The sequence below is a fragment of the Streptomyces sp. bgisy159 genome, from assembly GCF_965341775.1.
Taxonomy (GTDB): Bacteria; Actinomycetota; Actinomycetes; order Streptomycetales; family Streptomycetaceae; genus Streptomyces.
This window is the reverse complement of record NZ_CBDQZH010000003.1, coordinates 174715-192041: the sequence shown is the minus strand read 5'-3', so window position 1 is coordinate 192041 and position 17327 is coordinate 174715. Positions and strand designations below refer to the sequence as shown.

The following is a 17327-nucleotide window of genomic DNA, read 5'->3' as shown; positions in this document are numbered from 1 at the left end:
GGGCCATCACGCGCGCCGCTTCAGGCGTGCGTCACGAACCCCACGAACCGCGACCACTCCTCAGGCCCGACCATGAGGTCAGGACGCGTCAGGTCCTTGGAGTCCCGCACGTGGACGACGTGTTCGGCGATCGCGACCTCCACGCAGTCGTCGCCCTGTGTACCGCTGTAGCTGGACTTGAACCAGGCGAGTCCCTTAGTTCCGCTGCTCATAGCTCTCCTCGGAGTCGCTCCAACAGACACCTGGACTCCTTGGGGTTCAGGGCCTGTGAGCGCAGTTTGTCATAGCGCTGGCAGAGGAGGCTCATCTCTTTCGGGCCGGAGATCAGCCGACCGTTCTGCTGACCCTCGGAGTAGCCGAGCCGCTGCCCCTCCGGGGTCTCCAAGATCCGTACAGGACCGTCCAGGCAGCCGTGAAACTCCGACTCCAGTGGCACCACTTGAAACGTCACGTTGCGCGGCGCGGTGAGATCAAGCACATGGTCCAGCATGCCTGCATGCACCTGATCACCGCCGAGCCTGCGTCGGAAAACAGACTCCTCCACGATAAAGCTGAACGGCACCGTCACCCGCTCCCGCATCATCGCCTGCCGCTGCATACGCGCGACGAGTTGCGCCTCCGTCTGCTCGTCCGTCAGCAGCGGAATGCTGTTGTCGAACACCGCCCGCGCATACCCCTCCGACTGCAACAGCCCCGGCACCAGCCGGCACTCGTACGAACACAGGCTCACCGCCTCCCGCTCCAGCCGCGCCCACCGCCGGAACCACGCCGCCAGTCCCGCCTCACCCCTGGTCAGATGGCGCGCGGCCTTCCGTAGCGCACCGGTGTTGCCGAGCGCCTCCTCCGCCTGCTCCACGAACGCCTGGTCCGGCATCCGGCGGCCCAGCTCGATCGACTCGACGGTGTGCTTCGAGTACCGCACGCGGGCGCCCAGCTCCGCGCGGCTGAGCCCGGCGTGCTCGCGCAGTGCCTGGACGACCGCCCCGAACGTGCGCAGGCTGTCGGAGGGGTGCGGCTCCCGCTCCCAGTCCCCCGCCGGAGCCGACCGTACGCCGGCAGCACCGGCTCCGCGCTCGCCCTCGGCCGCGTCCCCGTCGATGATGTCCATCCGCCGCCCTCTCCGTACCGGACCGCGACGCCTCCTCACGGCTCCCGCGCTCACCACCCAGCGTGACGGAATACTCGGCGCACTGTCCACCGATTGTGCCCGTACGCTCACTCCGCGCACGGGGTGCCGGACTCGTTCCCACCCGTCTCCGGCCGCCACGCTGGTGCCATGAACCAACCCGCTCCCCAACTCATGGCTCCCACGCGCACCTTCACGCAACTGCTGTCGTCCACCCGGCGCGGCGCCCGCCTCGCCCGCCTGCTGGGCATCGCCGAGCTGCGGTCCTGGGGCGCGTCGCACGGCCTCACCGAGCGTGCCGAGGCCGTCGTCGCGGAACTGGCCGCCAACGCCGTCCTCCACGGCCGCTGTCCGGGCCGCTGCTTCCGGCTCACCCTGGCCTTCACCCCGTCGGCCGGTCGCCTTCGCATGGAGGTCGCCGACGCCCGCGGCGACCTCTACCCGCAGATCAGGACGGGCGCCGACGAACCCGGCACCCTCCGGACCGGCGGTCGTGGCCTGGCGCTGGTCGCCGCGCTCGCGGACCACTGGGACTGCGTCCCCTACCCGCCCAGCGGCAAGACCGTCCGCGCGGTGCTTCTGGCGACGCCGACCGAGGCGTGACCCACACGGCTTCGCCCGGAAAGGCCGACGCCGAGTTCCGGCAACAGACGCCGACCAAGCGGGGCCGGCCTGTCGTCGAGCTCCTGGAACGGCCCGGACCGCGCGGTCCTGACCTCGGCCACCCCTCGCCATCGGGTGCCACAAGTCTTGACCATGGCTCGAAGGCGCTTTGCAGGTGGCGACCCTGACATCCCCTCAGGTGGGATTTACATCTCCTCCACAGCCTTCCGTGCAACCTTTGCAAGGTGTGACAGAGATCACCAACCCCTCATGGGGAATGTCGCCGTATGCCTGACTTTCTGTGTTCGACCTGGGACTCGTTTCATGGTGGTATGGCGAAGCGGATGACGATTGCCGAGACGGGGGCCTCTCGCTTCGAGAGGTATGGGACTGCTTTCCGCGGGGGTTGAGGCATGCCCGGCGGAGCGATGTCGATATCGCATTCCTGTGCACCCTGATTCGGGCCCGGTGATGGATTTTCTGGCTGTCAGCGATGAACAGGGGGATGCAGTGAAGGAATACAGCAGAAAGTCCGTGAGGCCGCAGCACAAGCGGCTCGCGCTGCGTGCACTGGGCGCGCCGGGCGCGGACCGCGGCCGACGCCCCGGCCCGGATCGGAACTCCTGAACGCCGGTAGGTGAAACCGCGGACGCGGAGGGCCGCGATCACCTGCTCGTCGGGATCAGGTCCTCCAAGTAGCCGCAGGCAGACGCCGACCCGCTCACCGCTGCACGGTCCTGTGCCCACAGGACGCGCGGATCTCATGAATAGGAAGCCACATTCATGCACCTCTCCAGACGCCCCCGGCTCGCCGCGTCGGCCGCTGCCCTGATCGCGGCCCCCGTCATACTGAGCTCCGCCACCGCCCCCGCCGCCGCGCTCGACGGACCCGACGCCCCGGCGCAGCTGAACTACGTTGCGAAGATCACCGTCGGTGAACAGAGCGCCTGCACCGGCACCCTCATCGACCCGCAGTGGGTCCTGACCGCGGCCACCTGCTTCGCCGCGGACGGCAAACCACCCGCGGGCCGGCCTGCCGTGACCACCACCGTCACCGTCGGCCGTACCGACCTGACCCAGACCAGCGGCAGCGTCCTGCCGGCGATCCGGCTCGTCCCCCACGCCGACCGGGACCTGGTGCTCGTCAAACTCGCCGCCAGGATCACCGATCCCGGCATCACGCCGGTCCGGCTGGCAACCACGCCCGCCGCCGCGGGTGAGGAGCTGGTGAAGGCGGGCTTCGGCCGTACCAGGACCGAATGGGTACCCGACAAGCTCCACTCCGGGACGTTCACCGTCGCCTCCACCGCGGACACGTCGGTGAACCTCGACGGGTCCGACACCGCGACCGTCTGCAAGGGCGACGCCGGCGGTCCCGCCCTGCGCACCGTCGACGGCGCAACGGAACTCGTCGCCGTCAACTCCCGTTCCTGGCAGGGCGGATGTCTCGGCACTGATCCTGCCGAAACCCGTACCGGTGCCGTCGACACCCGGGTTGACGACATCGGCGACTGGGTCGATCACGCCCTCTCCCGCGACCCGGACGACCTCACCGGTGACGGCAAGGCCGACCTCGCGGCCGTCAAGGACGACGGCGTTCTGTGGATCTACCCCGGCACCGGAAACGCGACCGGCAGCACCTTCGGCACCCGCTTCCAGGCCGGCACCAGCTGGCAGAGCCAGGACGCCGTCACCGTCGGAGACCTCAACAACGACGGCATCGGCGACCTCCTGTCCCGTCAGGCGTCCGACGGCACGCTGTGGGTCTACCCCGGCACCGGAAAGCCCGGCATGGAAGCCTTCGCCACCCGCTACCAGGTCGGCAGGTACTGGCAGACCCAGGACGTCACCCGCGCCGCGGACTTCAACAACGACGGGCTCACCGATGTGCTGACCCGTCAGGCGTCCGACGGCACGCTGTGGGTCTACCCCGGCACCGGAAAGCCCGGCATGGAGGCCCTCGGCACCCGCTACCAGGTAGGCAGGTACTGGCAGTCCCAGAACATCATCACCACCGGCGACCTCAACAACGACGGGCGGCCTGACGTGCTGTCCCGTCAGGCGTCCGACGGCACGCTGTGGGTCTACCCCGGCACCGGAAAGCCCGGCATGGAGACCCTCGGCACCCGCTACCAGGTAGGCAGGTACTGGCAGACCCAGAACGCCGTCCGCACCGGCGACTTCAACGGTGACGGCCTCACCGATGTGCTGTCCCGTCAGGCGTCGGACGGCACCCTGTGGGTCTACCCCGGCACCGGAAAGCCCGGCATGGAGACCCTCGGCACCCGCTACCAGGCCGGCACCGGCTGGGGCCCCTACCGCATCTTCTGAGGTCGCCGAAGATCAGGGAGTCGCTGCCTGGGGCCTGCCTGCACGGCCCGGGCTCCTGCCCGCGACACCGACCGGGCCTGCCGTTGAGTCCGGCTGCCCGGACTGGACGAAAGGCATGGGGCGCAGGGACTGGCGGCGGCCGTGGGCTCACCCTTTGGCTGGCGGTTGCAGACGACAGCTCAACGGCGGTGGCGAGGCCGCGGACGGTCAACGACCGTCGGCGGTCTTGGCCTTCTCGGCCTCGCCACAGCCCTGAGCCGTACTGCCGGTGGCCTGCGACCGGATCCGGCACGGCAAGCCGATGAACCCGGAGGGGCCGCCCCTGCTCCACCCGCACGGACTGTCCGTCCGGGTACTGCGTGCACGCGCCGGAGCAGTTCCCCGGCGTCACGGCCGGGCCGTCGGCGGTGCGAGCGCGCTCACGCCGCGGCGGCCAGTGCGGGGAACACGACCACCGAGCCGTCCTTGTCGCGGGCGATGTCGATCGCCACGTCGGTCGTGCGGCCGTTGAGCGTGACGCCGTCGCCCAGCCGGTGAATCCGGTGTGCCGCGCTCATGAGGCGATCGACTTCACCAGGGGTGAAGACGGGCCGCAGACCGTTCGGGCGGGCCAGCTCCAGGGCCGACAGGCGCACCAGGACCCCGGCGATGCCCGACTCGATCTCTTCGAGCTGCCGCTGATCGCGCTTGAGGGCACCGGTGAAGCTCTCGAACGGGTTGGCGGGGTCGCTCTGGGTGTGCTCGACGGCCTGGAGGACGACCACCCGCCGCTTCAGCGCGACGGCCAGCGAGGCGAGTTCGAGGTGAGTGCGGAACGTGCCGCCCTGCTCGTCGATGCCGGGGAACGACTTGGTCAGCGTGCCGAGTTCGACGGCCTCACCCTCGGGCAGGCCGTCGAGCGCGCTCTGCCACCGGGCAAGGCGGCGTTCGGCTCTGCTCAGCGCCGTGTCGATGGCATGCACCGCCGAGTCGAGGCCCAGCGAAAGACCGAGTTTGCCCTGGTCGAGCAGAATGGACCTGGCTTTGTCGATGGCACCGCGGCAGCCGTCCAGTTCGCTGTGCTCGTCGTCGAGCTTGTCCTGCTGAAGCTGCTCCAGCAGTTCCGATGCAGACGCCGCCGGGGGCGACGACCAGCAGGTCGACCTCGCGGACGTGGCCGGTGTTCGCGGTGAAGGTGAAGTTCGACCAGGCACGCCAGGGATCGGAATCCGGGAGCTTGGCCCGGACCGCCTCCAGGCCGCGGCGTTCGTGGTCGGACTCGGTGACCGTGACCCACCGGCCTTCCCGCATGCCTCTTCCCCGCTCCTCGTGTCCCGCGGGGGCGACCGCTCCCCGTCATGGCCAGGCCCCTGGCCCAGATCCTGGTGGCTGGGCGCGTCATGAGGAGAGACAGTGAAGGACTGCGATGTGACGGCGATCGACGCCGGCCCGTCCGGTGCGCACGCGTCCGGCGTGTGGGCGGAGGCACTACGGCGTCCGAAAACGATCTGTGCCAACCGGCCCGTGCACTAGCGTGTCACCCGCTGCGCACCTTCCCGGAGGTACGTCGGCGGTGTTCCAGGTGCCGGTCCTCGGCGATGAGCGACGGATGGTCTCCACCGCGTGTGCCACGCGGTGTGACTGCGGATGCCCGGTAGGGCGATCCCTGCCATTCCCAGCTCACGCTCAGGAGTGGAAACCGATGAACCTCGTTGACTACAAGATCGCACGTCGTGACCGGATTCGTCAGATTCTGGCCGACGTCACGGTGGGCGTGATCACCAATCTTCTGGTGACGCTTCTTGCCGTGGCAGCGCGCCTGGTCTTCTGACCGGCGGTCGGCGGGCCCGGGAGCCCGCCACTCCCCCTTCGGCACACCTTCAGAAGAGACGCATCTCCCCCGGCGGCGTGTTCTTCCGCTGACGCTTCCTGCGGCGGCGCCGGCCTCGGCCGGGACGCGGCAGATGCGGCTGTCGCGCCTGCTCCGGCAGGTTCTCCCAGGTGGGTCGCAGACCGTGGAGCTGGACGTCGCCGACGAGCCCCTTCAGGTAGTCCCGGGTCTCCTCGTCCGTGGAGTAGAGCACGGTCGCCCGGCTCGCCCTGGTCATCAGCACGTGGTACGCGTGCCGGACGAGGCGGGCGAACTCGTCATCGTCCACGCTCTTCGGTTTCACCTTGGGGTCGAAGGAGCCGGGAACAGCCACCCGCTTGACGCCCGCCTCCTTGTCCGCCCTCTCCTTGCCCCGGCGGAACACCCAAAGGTCGCCCCGGCGCACCATGTCCTCACCCATGATCACGCCGCACCAGTCCCACTCCAGGCCCTGCGCGGTGTACACACAGCCGATCTGGCCGAGGCCGTTCTCGTGCACGGACCAGATCTTGGACGGCGGGACGGTCTTGTTCTCGCAGAAGGACTCGCTGTCCGCGTTCCACGGCCGGTGCCACTCGCCTATCCGGACGTCGGGTTCGAGCCGCTTCTCCTTGCCCAGTGGTTTCGTCCAGGGCCAGCAGTATCCGGCGACCATCCGCGCGGAGGCTCCCGCCTCCGCCTCGGAGCGGATGATCCGCTCCAGTTCCTCCGGACTGTCCACGACCTCGACGTGCATCAGGCCGTCCGGGGTCCACGGCTCGGGCTCCGCGTCGGACACCCCCAGCGCGCCGCGTACCCACCGGATGTAGGCGTCGCTGCCGCCGCAGCGGAACTGCTCGCTCAGGCGATAGCGGAGGAGGTGGGCGTCGTAGCGTCGCGCCGCGTCCTCGACGAGTGCGACGGTGCCGACCTCCTGCGGGCGCACGGACTGAGCCTCGTCGAGGAAGAACACCGTCAGCCGGGAGGCGTCGAGGAGTTCGTCCACCTGGGGTTTGGTGCCCCAGTCCTCGGGTTTCCAGAAGCGGTTGGTGGAGCGGTCCCGCAGGCGGTGGGCCTCGTCGCAGATCAGCACGTCCAGAAGCGGGTTGGGTGGAGTGACGAAGTTGCTGAAGTAGGTGAAGGTCTCCTTGAACTCCCGGTCGCCGTAGCCGACGTGCTCCTGCAGTGCCCCGTTGAACGCCCGGCTGCCGCTCGCGTACTTGACGGTGCGGCCTTCCGCCTCCAGTTCGGCCTTGACCTGGAGTCCGATGGCGCTCTTGCCGGTACCGGCGCCTCCGGTGACCAGGAACACCACGCGCCGCTCATCGGGAATCAGAGCGGGTCGCCGGGGGTCGGGCAACACCTTGGAGGCGGTGTCCAGGATCTGGTCGGCGACCTTCTTCTGCCGGCCGCGCAGGGTGAAGACCGTGTCCTCGCCATGGGAGCGGATCATGGCGTCGAGCAGTGGAGTGTTGCGCAGGCCCATGCTCCGCAGCAGGATCTCGGCCGCCGAGTCGGCGCCGTCGGCGGCGAAACTGCTCCGCAGGTCCGACAGCAGTTGGGCACGGCGGTCGCTCGTGTAGACACGGGCGTAGGAACCGGTCGGCGCGTCCACGCCGACCAGCGGGAGCACCGAGGCATCGGTGGCGTTGCGCAGATAGGCGAAACCGCCGCACTCGAAGTCGAGTCCCTGCAGGGGCCCTCTGTGACTCGTGAACGCCTCGTAATACTCGCGCAGTTGCAGCGCGGGATGCTTCTTCTGCCCCATGCCGGGGACGTGCACCAGCTCCGCGGTGGCTCGCTCCACCCGGGTCACCGTCGACCACCGCTTCAGCTCGACGAGTTGGACGGACAGTCCCCTTTCCTCGGGATGGTGGCCAACGAGGACGACGTCGATCAGCCGCGGGTCTCCGGCGCGGTCCGTCTCGTCGAGGGTGGCGGCGCACTCCACGACCATCTCGACGTTCCCGCGGTCGGCGGCGACCAGGTCCTCCGCAAGATGTACCAGGCTCTCCGCCCAGGCGGAACGTTCGGTCAACGACGCTTCGGTGCTGAGGAAGTGCTTCCACCTCGCCGCGAGGTGGGGCACCATACGGCGTCTGGAGTTCAGGGTGAGCAGATCCCGCGCTGGCAGTTTCAGCAGGAGCATGGACACGAGGTGGATCCCCCAGGGCACGAGTGACTCGTGCGGATGGGGGGCATGTCCACCTGGGGAAGCCCGTCGGGCCGCAATGGCGTCTGGGATCTTAGGAAAGCGATCGCCCCCGCGGACGCACCGGACACGCCGGTCGGCTGGAAGCACGACCATCATGGCCGGATATCGCGCACTCACCGCCGCGCGACGGGCTCCTCGATCGTGGCGGGCCGTGCCTCCGGGCGGCCGGTCACCAGTTCCCGCAGCTTCTCCCGGGTCTCCGGGTCGGTCGAGTACACGATCGTGCCGACCATGCCCCGCGTCAGCAGCACCTTGTACGTGTTCCGGATGAGACGGTCCACGTCGGAGTCCGGTGTGGACTTCTTGAAGACCGGATCCTGGGACGCGGTGCGGTCGGTGACCCAGCGGTCGCCCCGCCAGACCAGGTCGGGGCCGATGATGACGCCGGACCAGTCGTACTCGAACCCCTGGGCCGTGTAGACGCAGCCGATCTGCCCGAAGCCCGCCGGGTCCGTTGCCCACAGGGCGGACGGGGGCGCACCGGAGACCGACCGGTCTCCCCGCAGGTTCCAGGGCCGGGCCCAGCCCCCGATGACGACGTCGGCAGGCAGTGGTTCGCCCGGCTTGGGCTCAGGAGACCACCGCCAGCAGTAGCCCGCGGACATCCGGGCGCCATAGTTCTCGGCGCGGCGGGCGTCGAGGAACGCCTCCAGTTCCTCAGGACTGTCGGCGACCAGCAACTGCATGCGGTCGTCGGGCTCCCACACGACCGGCCCGCCGGGCTCGAGGCCGAGCAGCCGGACCACCCAGCGCAGGTAGGCGTCGCTGCCCCCGCAGCGGAACTGGCTGTCCAGGGGGACGACATGGCAGTCGATGCCCCGTCTCGACACGGCCTCACGGATCTCGGCCACGGTGCCCATCTCACCGGGACGCACCACTTGGTGCTCGTCGAGGAAGAAGACCGGTACGTGGGCGACATCGATGAGTTCGTCGATCTGTGCCCGGCCGGTGCGCAGTGCCGCGCGGGTGTAGCGGTTGGCGGAGGTCTCCCGGATGCGGTGCGCCTCGTCGCAGATCAGAGCACCCAGACTGTTCTTTTCCGCGGTCATGAAACTGTTGAAGTACTTGAAGAGGTCCTGGACCTCCCGCTTCCGGGAGCCGGCCACCTTGCGCATCGTCTTGGTGAACGACTGCGAACCGGTCGCGTGGACCGCGGCGACACCCCTCCGGTACAACTCACCGAGCAACTGGAGCGCGATCACGCTCTTACCCGTCCCGGGGCCACCGGTGACGATGACGACTTCCTTGTGGTCGGAGCGCTTCGCCCTCTCCACCGCGTTGAGCACCATGCGGTAGGCGACCTGCTGCTCGTCGAGGAGGACGAACTGCTGCCGCTCCCTGACTTCCTTGGCCGCCACGGACATCAGCTGCCTCGACGGTACGGTGGCGCCCGCGAGCAGTTCGTCGGCCGCGCGGGCACCGGAGTGCCCGTCGCTCAGCTTCGACCGCAGGTGGTCCAGGAGCGCACCGCGACGGTCCCCCGTGAAGAGCCGTCCCCTGCCGTCGCGCTCGATCTCCCGCAGCCCAGCCACCCCGAACTCGGTAGCGTTGTGCAGGAAGGCCACCCCGTGGACCCGCTCGCCGTGTTCCGCCACCGCACCGTTGAAGTTGACCAGGTAGTCGCAGTAGCGCCGCACCTGCTCGATCGGGTTGAGCACGGGGTGCGCGTAGGGGTCCACATGGCACAGGGTGGGGTCGTCCTCGTGCGGAACCGCCTGGCTCCACTGCTTCAGCTCCACCACCATGTAGGACGGCTCCTGCGTGACCGGGTGCACTCCGGCGAGGACGACATCGGCACGCTTGCTGTTCAGCGGGAGCGCGTACTCCAGCATGACCTCGACGTCGCCCAGGCCGGCGTCGTTGAGCGCGGCGGCCAGAACGGGGATGCTGCGCTCCCAGGAACGCACCTCAGAGGTGCCGGGCCGGTAGCCGTGCATGTGGACGAACTGATCGGTGAGGTGCAGGAACAGCGAACCGTCGAGTGCCATGACGGCGACCGTTTTCGCGGACGCGCGGAACAGCAAGGACTTCCCCCAGGCAGCACGAAGAGACTCGTGCGGGTGGGGGCATGTCCTTCGAGACTCCACCGGGGTGGAGCGGAAGCCCGTCGGGCCGCGTTGACGATGTGGTTCAGGGTACCCGGCGGCACCGACGTGCCAGGTCCTCGCCTTGGCCCGTCGGTTCGGCGGCCTTCGGGGCGTACGGGGAGACCCCGTCCTGACCGATCAGGAGCCCTCAGCGGGCATCACGCCGCCCTCCGACTCGGTGAGGCCCCCTGCTGCGATCAACGTGTCGATGTCGCCGGTCAGCGCGTCCCGGATATCGGGTCCGAGTCGTGCCCACCCGAAGAAGCGAGCCACCTCCCGCAGCAGGTCCTCGCGGTGCACGCCCGGCCCTTCGTCGACCACGTTCCCGAGGACGAGCTGCCGCTCCGCCGCGGGAACCTCCGCCACCCGGCGGGCGCACCGCTCGGTCGGCGTGCGGGCGAACTCCATCGCGTGGCCGGGTCTGTCGTAGGCCGCGCCCACTTGGACGATCTTGCGCTGCTTGAGCAGGCGTCGCAGGGCTCGGTCGATGCGGTCGCGCACCACCGGGCCGGCTCGTCCCAGGCCCCACGCGAGACGGACCCGCGTGTAGACCACTTCCTTCTCTACGGGTCCCTCCACCTCGACCACGCACAGCGCCACGTCCGCCACCACGTCGAGGGCGTCGGGGTCCTGCAACTCCGCACCCGGCCTGCCCCGCTGCCTGCTCGACCGGTCACGTACCTCTGCCAGGAGATCGACGTCGACCTCCTGGTAGGGACGGCTCCAGGACGCGGGGCCGGCGTCGACGGTCACGAACTCCACGCGCGGGACCGCCGGACCACCGGCCGTTTCTCCGGCTTCTCCACCACCCGTGCTCGCAGCGCCGTCCCCGGCCTCTGCCGCCCCGTCACCCTCGCCGAGGTGCCCGCCGTCGCCGTCCACGCCGGCGGGCCGCGCCACACGCACCGCATGCGGATCCTCCGCGCACGCCGCCTCCACCGCGGCCCGCAACCGCGCCATCGCATCACGCCGGTTCCGGTACCAGTCCGTGCCCCAGATGCGGTGCAGCCTCCAGCCCAGGTCGCGCAGGACCGCTTCCCGCAGCCGGTCGCGGTCCCGTGCCGCGCGGGAGGAGTGATACATGGCGCCGTCGCACTCGATGCCCAGCGCGTACGTGCCGGGCGCGCCCGGGTGCCGCACCGCCATGTCGATACGGAAGCCGGCGACCCCCACCTGCGGCTGGACCTCGTAGCCCCAGCCGCGCAGGACGCCGATGACCTCCTCCTCGAAGGGGCTCTCCGGAACGGCGTCCGGGTCGGGGGCCTCCGTCCGGAGGATCGCGGGACCGTGCTGGGCGTACTGCAGGTACCGCTTGAGGTGCTGCACGCTCTTGTTGGCGCTGTCCGGCAGATCGCCTCCGTGGAAGGAGGCGACGACCTCCATGCGGCGCCGGGCGCGGGTCACGGCCACGTTGAGGCGCCGCCAGCCGCCCTCCCGGTTGATGGGGCCGAAGGTCGACAGGAGTTTGCCCCGGTGGTCGGGGCCGTAGCCGATGGAGAGGATGATGACGTCGCGCTCGTCACCCTGGACGGTTTCGAGGTTCTTGACGAAGAAACCGTCGAGGCGGCCCTCCGTGAAGTGGTGGTCGAGGTCCGGGCGGGCCGCCCTGGCCTTCTGCACGGCCTCCTCGATCGCCTCCGCCTGCGCTTTCGACAGCGCGACCACGCCCAGGGTGTGCTCGGGGCGGGTGTCGAAGTGGTGGATGACGCGTTGGGCCACCTTCGCGGCCTCGACGGGGTTGTCGCTGTTTCCGCCGCGGTCGTAGACACCGTCCGCCTTGATGAACTCCACGCCGATGTCCGGTCCCTGCTCCAGGGCGCCCGGGAACGTGACCATGGAGTTGTCGTAGAAGTCGTGGTTGCTGAAGGCGATCAGGTTCTCGTGTCGGCTGCGGTAGTGCCAGCGCAGGGGCAGGCCGCGCAGGACTCCGCTGGCCTTGCACATGTCGAGGACGGACTCGAAGCCGTCGGTGGCGTCCTCGTCCCATTCGTCGCCGTCGTCGCTGTCGGCGGCCGCGCTGAAGAACGAGGTCGGCGGAAGCTGTTTCTGGTCGCCCGCCACGATGAGGGCCTTGCCCCGGTAGACGGAGTTCACCGCGTCCTGGGGCAGCACCTGGGACGCCTCGTCGAAGACGACGACGTCGAACCCGAAATCCGCCGGGAGGAACTGGCTGACCGTCAGCGGGCTCATCATGAAGCAGGGCTTGATCAGCCGTACGACGTCACGGGTCTGCTGCAGCAGGTGCCGTACCGGCATGTGGCGCCGCTGCTTCTCGGACTCGCGGCGGAGCACGGCGGCCTGCCCCACCGATGTGCGGCGTGGGCGGCGGGAGTTGCATGCGGCGATGACCTCGGCGTGGGCCGCCGCCACCAAGTCCCGGTCCACCTGCCGGTAGCGCTCCACCAACTGGTCCCTCTCCACCGCTCGCATCGGTCTCAGCCTCTGGTCGGTGGCGAGCTGGTGCTCGACCCACGCGGTGAGCACCGCACGTTCCATGGCGGCGGGGAAGTCGTCGGCCGAGACCTCGCGGCGTGCGAGCTGGTCGGGCAGCCCGTCGAGGTGGTAGCGGCGCAGCAGGGTCAGTGCGTCGGCGCAGCTGGTCCACGCTTCCGGGCCGAAGGGGTCGTGGTCGAGGCGGGACAGGACGGACCGGGCCTCGGTGAGGGATACGGCGAGTTCGCCTCGCAGCTCCTCGGCCCGCTCAGCTTCGAAGTACTGGGTGAGTGCTTCGCGCTGACGGCTCCAGTCGCCGGCTCGGGCCGCGACGGACGGATCGGCCGACGCGGCCAGCATCAGCCGGGCCGCCACCTGCGGCAGGGGTGCGGAGTGGCCGCCGTGTGCGGTTCGGCGTACCTTCTGGGCCCAGTCAAGGGCATCCAGAATCGCGTCGCGGTCCGTCTCGGTGCCCTGGTAGAGGGAACCGAGGAGGCTTCGGTACGTGGCGTCGTTCGCCGCGAAGGAGGACTCGGCGGCGCGGGCGGAGACCACGCAGGCCACTGCCTCCCTGGCCCGTGCCAGGGTGAGGCCGGTGTCCTCGTCCATGACGCGGGCGGTCGAGCGGATGAGGTCGGCCGCGTCCTCGAAGGGCTCCACGTGCGCGCGGAGCCAGCTCGCCGCTCGGTCGAGGGGACGAGTGGCGAGTGCCGTGCCGACCACCGCGAGGTGGGGCCGCCGGGTGTACTCCTGCCACAGGTCCAGGTCGTTGCGGATCCGGTCGGTCTGCGCGAGGAGATCACGCGGTTCGGGCCGGCCGTCGGCCACCACCGCGACGAGGCTGGTCCGGCGCGCCGGTTCCGCGAGGGTGTCGGGTGCCAGACGGACGATCAACCGGGCTGCGTCCAGGGCGGCCCGCAGGGCCTCGGTGCGCGGGTGCCCTTCCGGCGCGTACCGCCCCAGCAACTCGCGCTGCTGATCCGTGGTGTACGGGCCCGGTTGCCGTCGCGTCAGGTCCAGGCCGCGGCGCAGGAGCGTCCCCATGGGCTCGTAGCCGGTCACACCACCGGGCGCGGCCTCCTGCAGGTCGTCCGCCCGCGTGTCGAGGCCCCGGTACCAAGGGCCCAGCAGAGCCCGGTCGGTTACGGCCCGGGCGTCGAACGCGGCGGTCTCCTCCTGCGCCGCGTGCGCGATGGTGACCGCCGAGCGTGCGGAGGCGAGCGTGTACTCGGAACCGGGGCCGCCGGCCCGACGGCCCACCGAGGCCACGGTGTCCAGGAGCGCGACGGCCTGCCGCAAGGGGGTGAGGTGTGCGCGCAGCCAGCGGGCGGCGGCGTCCAGCGGGAGCTTGGCCAGGTCGGCCGCGTGCGGTGCCAGCGACGGGCCGCTCAAGTCTCTCCGCCACGTGGCGAGATCGCTGCGCAGCGCCGCTCCCTGTCCGACGAGTGCGGGCCGCGGCTCTCGGCCGTCAGCCAGTTGGGCGGCGAGCAGACCGCGGCGGTAAGGATCGGCGACGGCCTCCGGTGCGAGTGCGTGGACCGCTTCGGCGTGCGTGAGTGCCTTGCGCAGCGCTGTGACGTCGGGCAACACCGTGCCCCTATAGCGGCCGAGCAACTCGGCCCGGGTCTCGCCGAGCGATCGCAGCCTGCGGTGAGCGGCGCACCAGGCGTCGGCGAGCGCAAGCTTGTCGTACAGTTCGCCGCGCCACGAGCCGCCGTGCGTCAGCCGGGCGACGAGCTTCCGGTCGGCGCGGACGCCGCTGGACAGCATGCCAGCGAGTCCCTGGCGGCCCTCCATGAGGCGGTGGAGTGCTTCGGGGAGTTCAGGTGTGGAGACGACTTCGGGCAGGAAGGTGTCGCGCGCCGCGTCCTCCGCGGCGGCCAGGTCTTCGGCAGCCGCGGAGATCTCCGCGACGGCTGCCTGGGCCTGGGGAAGCACCCGGGGATCGAGCCATGCTTCCAGCGTGCGGTCCGAGGCTGTGGCCAGCTCCACCAGGGTGGCCAGGTCCTCCGCCTGGGACGTCGCCTTCGGACGGTCGCACCCGAGGCACTCGGCCACCGAGTCGGCGTGCTCGGCTGCCGCATCGAGGGCGTCGGCGAGCCTGCCGAACCGCTCGGCCGACTCCGCTGCCTCGCGGCCGGTCAACGACGCGATGTCGGCGCCGGGCGGCTCCAGCGCGGCGAGAGCCTGCTCGTCGGCCGGTCGCTCCGCGCTCACTTCCCGACGCAGTTCGGCCCACCCCGGGCCTGCGTGGTCCGTCGCCAGGGCCTGGGCGGAGAGTACCCGGTCACGTCGTGCCAAGAATTCGCTCAACGCGTCGGCGACGGCCCCGACAGCCGCTTCCTCCACCCGCGCGGGGCCTTCGGGGACCAGCCACTGTTCGAGGGGACGGTGTTCGGTGCCGGACACGGTGAGCACGTCACACAGATGACGTGCTTCCTCGGGGCTACCGGGATGGGTGAGGCCGGTGAGGTGACTGATACCGGCGAGGCTCTGCAGGGTCCGTTCCAGCACGCCGGCGGTCGCGTCGAACTCACCGGCGAGCTGCCGGGCTCGCTCCTCCGTGAGTCCGGTGAGGTCGAGGCCGGGTGGAGCCATCGTCGACAGCGCCTTCTCGGCTTCCCCCGGTTCCGCCGTCAGCCTGGTGGACAGCTCCTGCCAGCGCTCGCCCACCGCCGCGCGGACGGCGGTGCTCGCACGCTGCGCCTTGCGCAGTTCCGCCAGGAAGGCGTCGGCCCGGTCGTCCACCTCGTCGGCGAACGAGTCCGTGGTCAGCCATGCTTCCGGGACGGGACTCCGCACGTCGAGCAGGTGCAGGAGCGCGATCAGACGGTCGATTCCGCTCTGGTCCGTTAGGGGCACTCCTCCGGGCGCGAGATCCCGGTAGCGGTCGACCGCTGTCGCGAGCGCGTCCCGCGCCGCCTGCGCCTGTTCCAGGGCAGGACGGGGATGCGGTAGGCCGGCTCGCAGACCACGCCAGGGGAACGACGGATCGGCGACCGCCTCCCACGCTTCGGAGATGGCTTTCGTCGCGTCGACGATCAGACGCAGGTCCTCGTCGCTGAGCGTCTCGGCCCGAAACGTCGTCTCGCCCGGCGTGGCCGTGTCGTCCCCCTGGCTCAGATAGGCCACCGGCGCGTCAGTGAGTCGGCCGACCCGGCCGAGCACGTCGTGCAGCGTTCTTTCCAGCGGGCTTCGGACCTCGTTCATCGCTTCGGCGTAGGCGCTGAGCGCGAGGCGCAGTTCCCTGGCCTGGGCGAGGGTCTGCTGCGACAGTTGCGGTGCGCGCGGCTCCTCCGCGAGTGCCCGTCCCAGCTCCTGGGCCACCGCTCTGCGGCTGGTGTTGTGGCTGTGGAGGGCCAGGGCGTACGAGTCGAGTCCGACCGACTTCAGCCGGTCGAGGACGACGTCGAGGGCCGCCGCCTTCTCACTGACGAAGAGCACACTGCGGCCCGCGTGCATCAGACCGGCGATCATGTTCGTGATCGTCTGGCTCTTGCCGGTGCCGGGCGGGCCGTCCAGGACGAACGACCGTCCGGCCACGGCCGCGGCGACGGCCTGCCGCTGCGAGGCGTCGGCGTCGAGCACCAGTGGAGTGTCCTCGGGCGGGCTCAGCTCGTCGATCCGGTCGAGCTCGATCTCTTCGAAGTCGAAACGGTCGGAGGCGAGTCCGGAGTTCGGGCCGAGCGCCATCGCACGGACGAGGGCACTGCCGAGGACGCGGTCCTCGTTGTCCAGCAGGTCCTGGTACATCGACTCCTTGTGGGAGGCGAAGAGTGCGAGCACCACTCGGTCGGAGACCTGCCATCCGGACTTGCCCGCCACCGCGCGAGCCGCGACGGAGAGCACTGCCTCCAGGTCCGAAGGGTCCTGTTCGCCGACCGGCGTCCAGTCGATGTGGAACTGCTCCAGCTTCACCCTCAGTGCCGGGTTGAGACGTGGTTCCTCGTCATCGCTCGCCCTGAGACGCACGCGGCCGTTGCGCGCGCGCTCGATGACCACCGGCACGAGGACCAGAGGAGCGTCGCTGCCCGTCTCGGCTCCGTCCTCACGCCAGCGGAGCATGCCGACACCGAGGTTGAGGGTCCACAGGCCGTAGTCGTTGAAGACCTGCGTCGCTTTGGCGCGCAAGCTGTTCAACGCGCGCAGGAGGGAAGGTGCGGTGGTCTTCTGGGTCAGGATTCCCTCGGAACGGTCATCCTTCTTCGCAAGGACCACGTCGCCGGGTCCCCTCTCCTCGCCGGCCTCCTCTTCCTCGTCCGGGAGGGGCGCGAAGTCCCAGCCACGGGCCAGACCTGCGAGCAGCTCCTGCGCGGACGGGGCCGCGATCTCCAGTGTCGCTGACCTGGTGTGGCGGAAGTTGAGCAGCCGGTTGCGGCCGCTCAGGTCCACCAGAGAGGTGCGCCAGTGGTCGAGCATCGCCTTGAGGCGGTCGAGTTCCTGGCTGCCCCCGAAGTCACCCGAGTTCGTCACGCTGGTCCCTGGTGTCGTTCGCTTCTGGACCAACGGATCACCGGCGTCGCCAGGCGGTCCCCTCTGCCGTCAACGCAAAAACGGCCACAGAAGTCCGTCCTGTCCTGGTGGCCGCAGAAGTCCCGCTGATCCCCCCTGGAAGCGGATTCTAGGGTCAGTACGGCAATGCGCGCAGCGCTAACGGCAAGACGATCTTCCCAGTGCCCGCCAAGCTGCGATTCAGCCCCGCCG

8 protein-coding genes and 2 pseudogenes are annotated in these 17327 nt (G+C 70.0%); 3 read left to right on the top strand and 7 right to left on the bottom strand.

Annotation, left to right across the window (positions count from 1 at the left end; all coding sequences use genetic code 11):
- Positions 1 to 20: 20 nt before the first annotated feature.
- Together ACSLTV_RS04790 and ACSLTV_RS04785 are read right to left on the bottom strand one after the other, a co-directional pair.
- Positions 21 to 212, bottom strand: a complete 192-nt coding sequence (locus ACSLTV_RS04790) for a DUF397 domain-containing protein (RefSeq protein WP_432137731.1) — start codon at positions 210 to 212, stop codon at positions 21 to 23.
- Positions 209 to 1108, bottom strand: coding sequence for a helix-turn-helix domain-containing protein (locus tag ACSLTV_RS04785; protein WP_432137730.1), 900 nt, complete (start codon positions 1106 to 1108; stop codon positions 209 to 211). Before ACSLTV_RS04785 ends, ACSLTV_RS04790 begins: the two co-directional genes overlap by 4 nt.
- A 168-nt stretch (positions 1109 to 1276) precedes the next feature.
- Between ACSLTV_RS04785 and ACSLTV_RS04780 the strand changes: the two genes are divergently transcribed.
- Both ACSLTV_RS04780 and ACSLTV_RS04775 read left to right on the top strand, forming a co-directional pair.
- Complete coding sequence (locus ACSLTV_RS04780) at positions 1277 to 1729, top strand: ATP-binding protein (protein WP_432137729.1); 453 nt, start codon at positions 1277 to 1279, stop codon at positions 1727 to 1729.
- A gap of 783 nt (positions 1730 to 2512) precedes the next feature.
- Entirely contained in the window at positions 2513 to 4060 is a 1548-nt protein-coding gene (locus ACSLTV_RS04775; protein ID WP_432137728.1) for an FG-GAP-like repeat-containing protein, read from the top strand.
- A gap of 419 nt (positions 4061 to 4479) precedes the next feature.
- Here the strand turns inward: ACSLTV_RS04775 and ACSLTV_RS04770 are convergent.
- A pseudogene (locus ACSLTV_RS04770) lies at positions 4480 to 5166 on the bottom strand (hypothetical protein); the annotation flags it as partial.
- Positions 5165 to 5350: pseudogene (locus ACSLTV_RS04765) on the bottom strand (NERD domain-containing protein); the annotation flags it as partial. The pseudogenes ACSLTV_RS04765 and ACSLTV_RS04770, both read right to left, overlap by 2 nt.
- A 391-nt stretch (positions 5351 to 5741) precedes the next feature.
- Between ACSLTV_RS04765 and ACSLTV_RS04760 the strand changes: the two are divergent.
- Positions 5742 to 5870, top strand: coding sequence for a DUF6408 family protein (locus ACSLTV_RS04760; protein WP_432137727.1), 129 nt, complete (start codon positions 5742 to 5744; stop codon positions 5868 to 5870).
- A gap of 49 nt (positions 5871 to 5919) precedes the next feature.
- On the opposite strand, the gene ACSLTV_RS04755 is transcribed toward ACSLTV_RS04760, so the two are convergent.
- The 3 genes from ACSLTV_RS04755 to ACSLTV_RS04745 form a co-directional block, all read right to left on the bottom strand.
- Entirely contained in the window at positions 5920 to 7926 is a 2007-nt protein-coding gene (locus ACSLTV_RS04755) for a DUF2075 domain-containing protein (RefSeq protein ID WP_432155798.1), read from the bottom strand.
- 290 nt (positions 7927 to 8216) lie between these two features.
- Positions 8217 to 10127, bottom strand: coding sequence for a DNA/RNA helicase domain-containing protein (locus ACSLTV_RS04750; RefSeq protein WP_432137726.1), 1911 nt, complete (start codon positions 10125 to 10127; stop codon positions 8217 to 8219).
- 201 nt (positions 10128 to 10328) lie between these two features.
- On the bottom strand, positions 10329 to 17096 hold the full coding sequence (locus tag ACSLTV_RS04745; protein ID WP_435611676.1) for a DUF3320 domain-containing protein: 6768 nt from the start codon (positions 17094 to 17096) through the stop codon (positions 10329 to 10331).
- Between the last annotated feature and the right edge of the window lie 231 nt (positions 17097 to 17327).

Coding starts and splice junctions, on each gene's coding strand:
- ACSLTV_RS04790 (WP_432137731.1), bottom strand. CDS start 212: ATGAGCAGCGGAACTAAGGGACTCGCCTGGTTCAAGTCCAGCTACAGC.
- ACSLTV_RS04785 (WP_432137730.1), bottom strand. CDS start 1,108: ATGGACATCATCGACGGGGACGCGGCCGAGGGCGAGCGCGGAGCCGGT.
- ACSLTV_RS04780 (WP_432137729.1), top strand. CDS start 1,277: ATGAACCAACCCGCTCCCCAACTCATGGCTCCCACGCGCACCTTCACG.
- ACSLTV_RS04775 (WP_432137728.1), top strand. CDS start 2,513: ATGCACCTCTCCAGACGCCCCCGGCTCGCCGCGTCGGCCGCTGCCCTG.
- ACSLTV_RS04760 (WP_432137727.1), top strand. CDS start 5,742: ATGAACCTCGTTGACTACAAGATCGCACGTCGTGACCGGATTCGTCAG.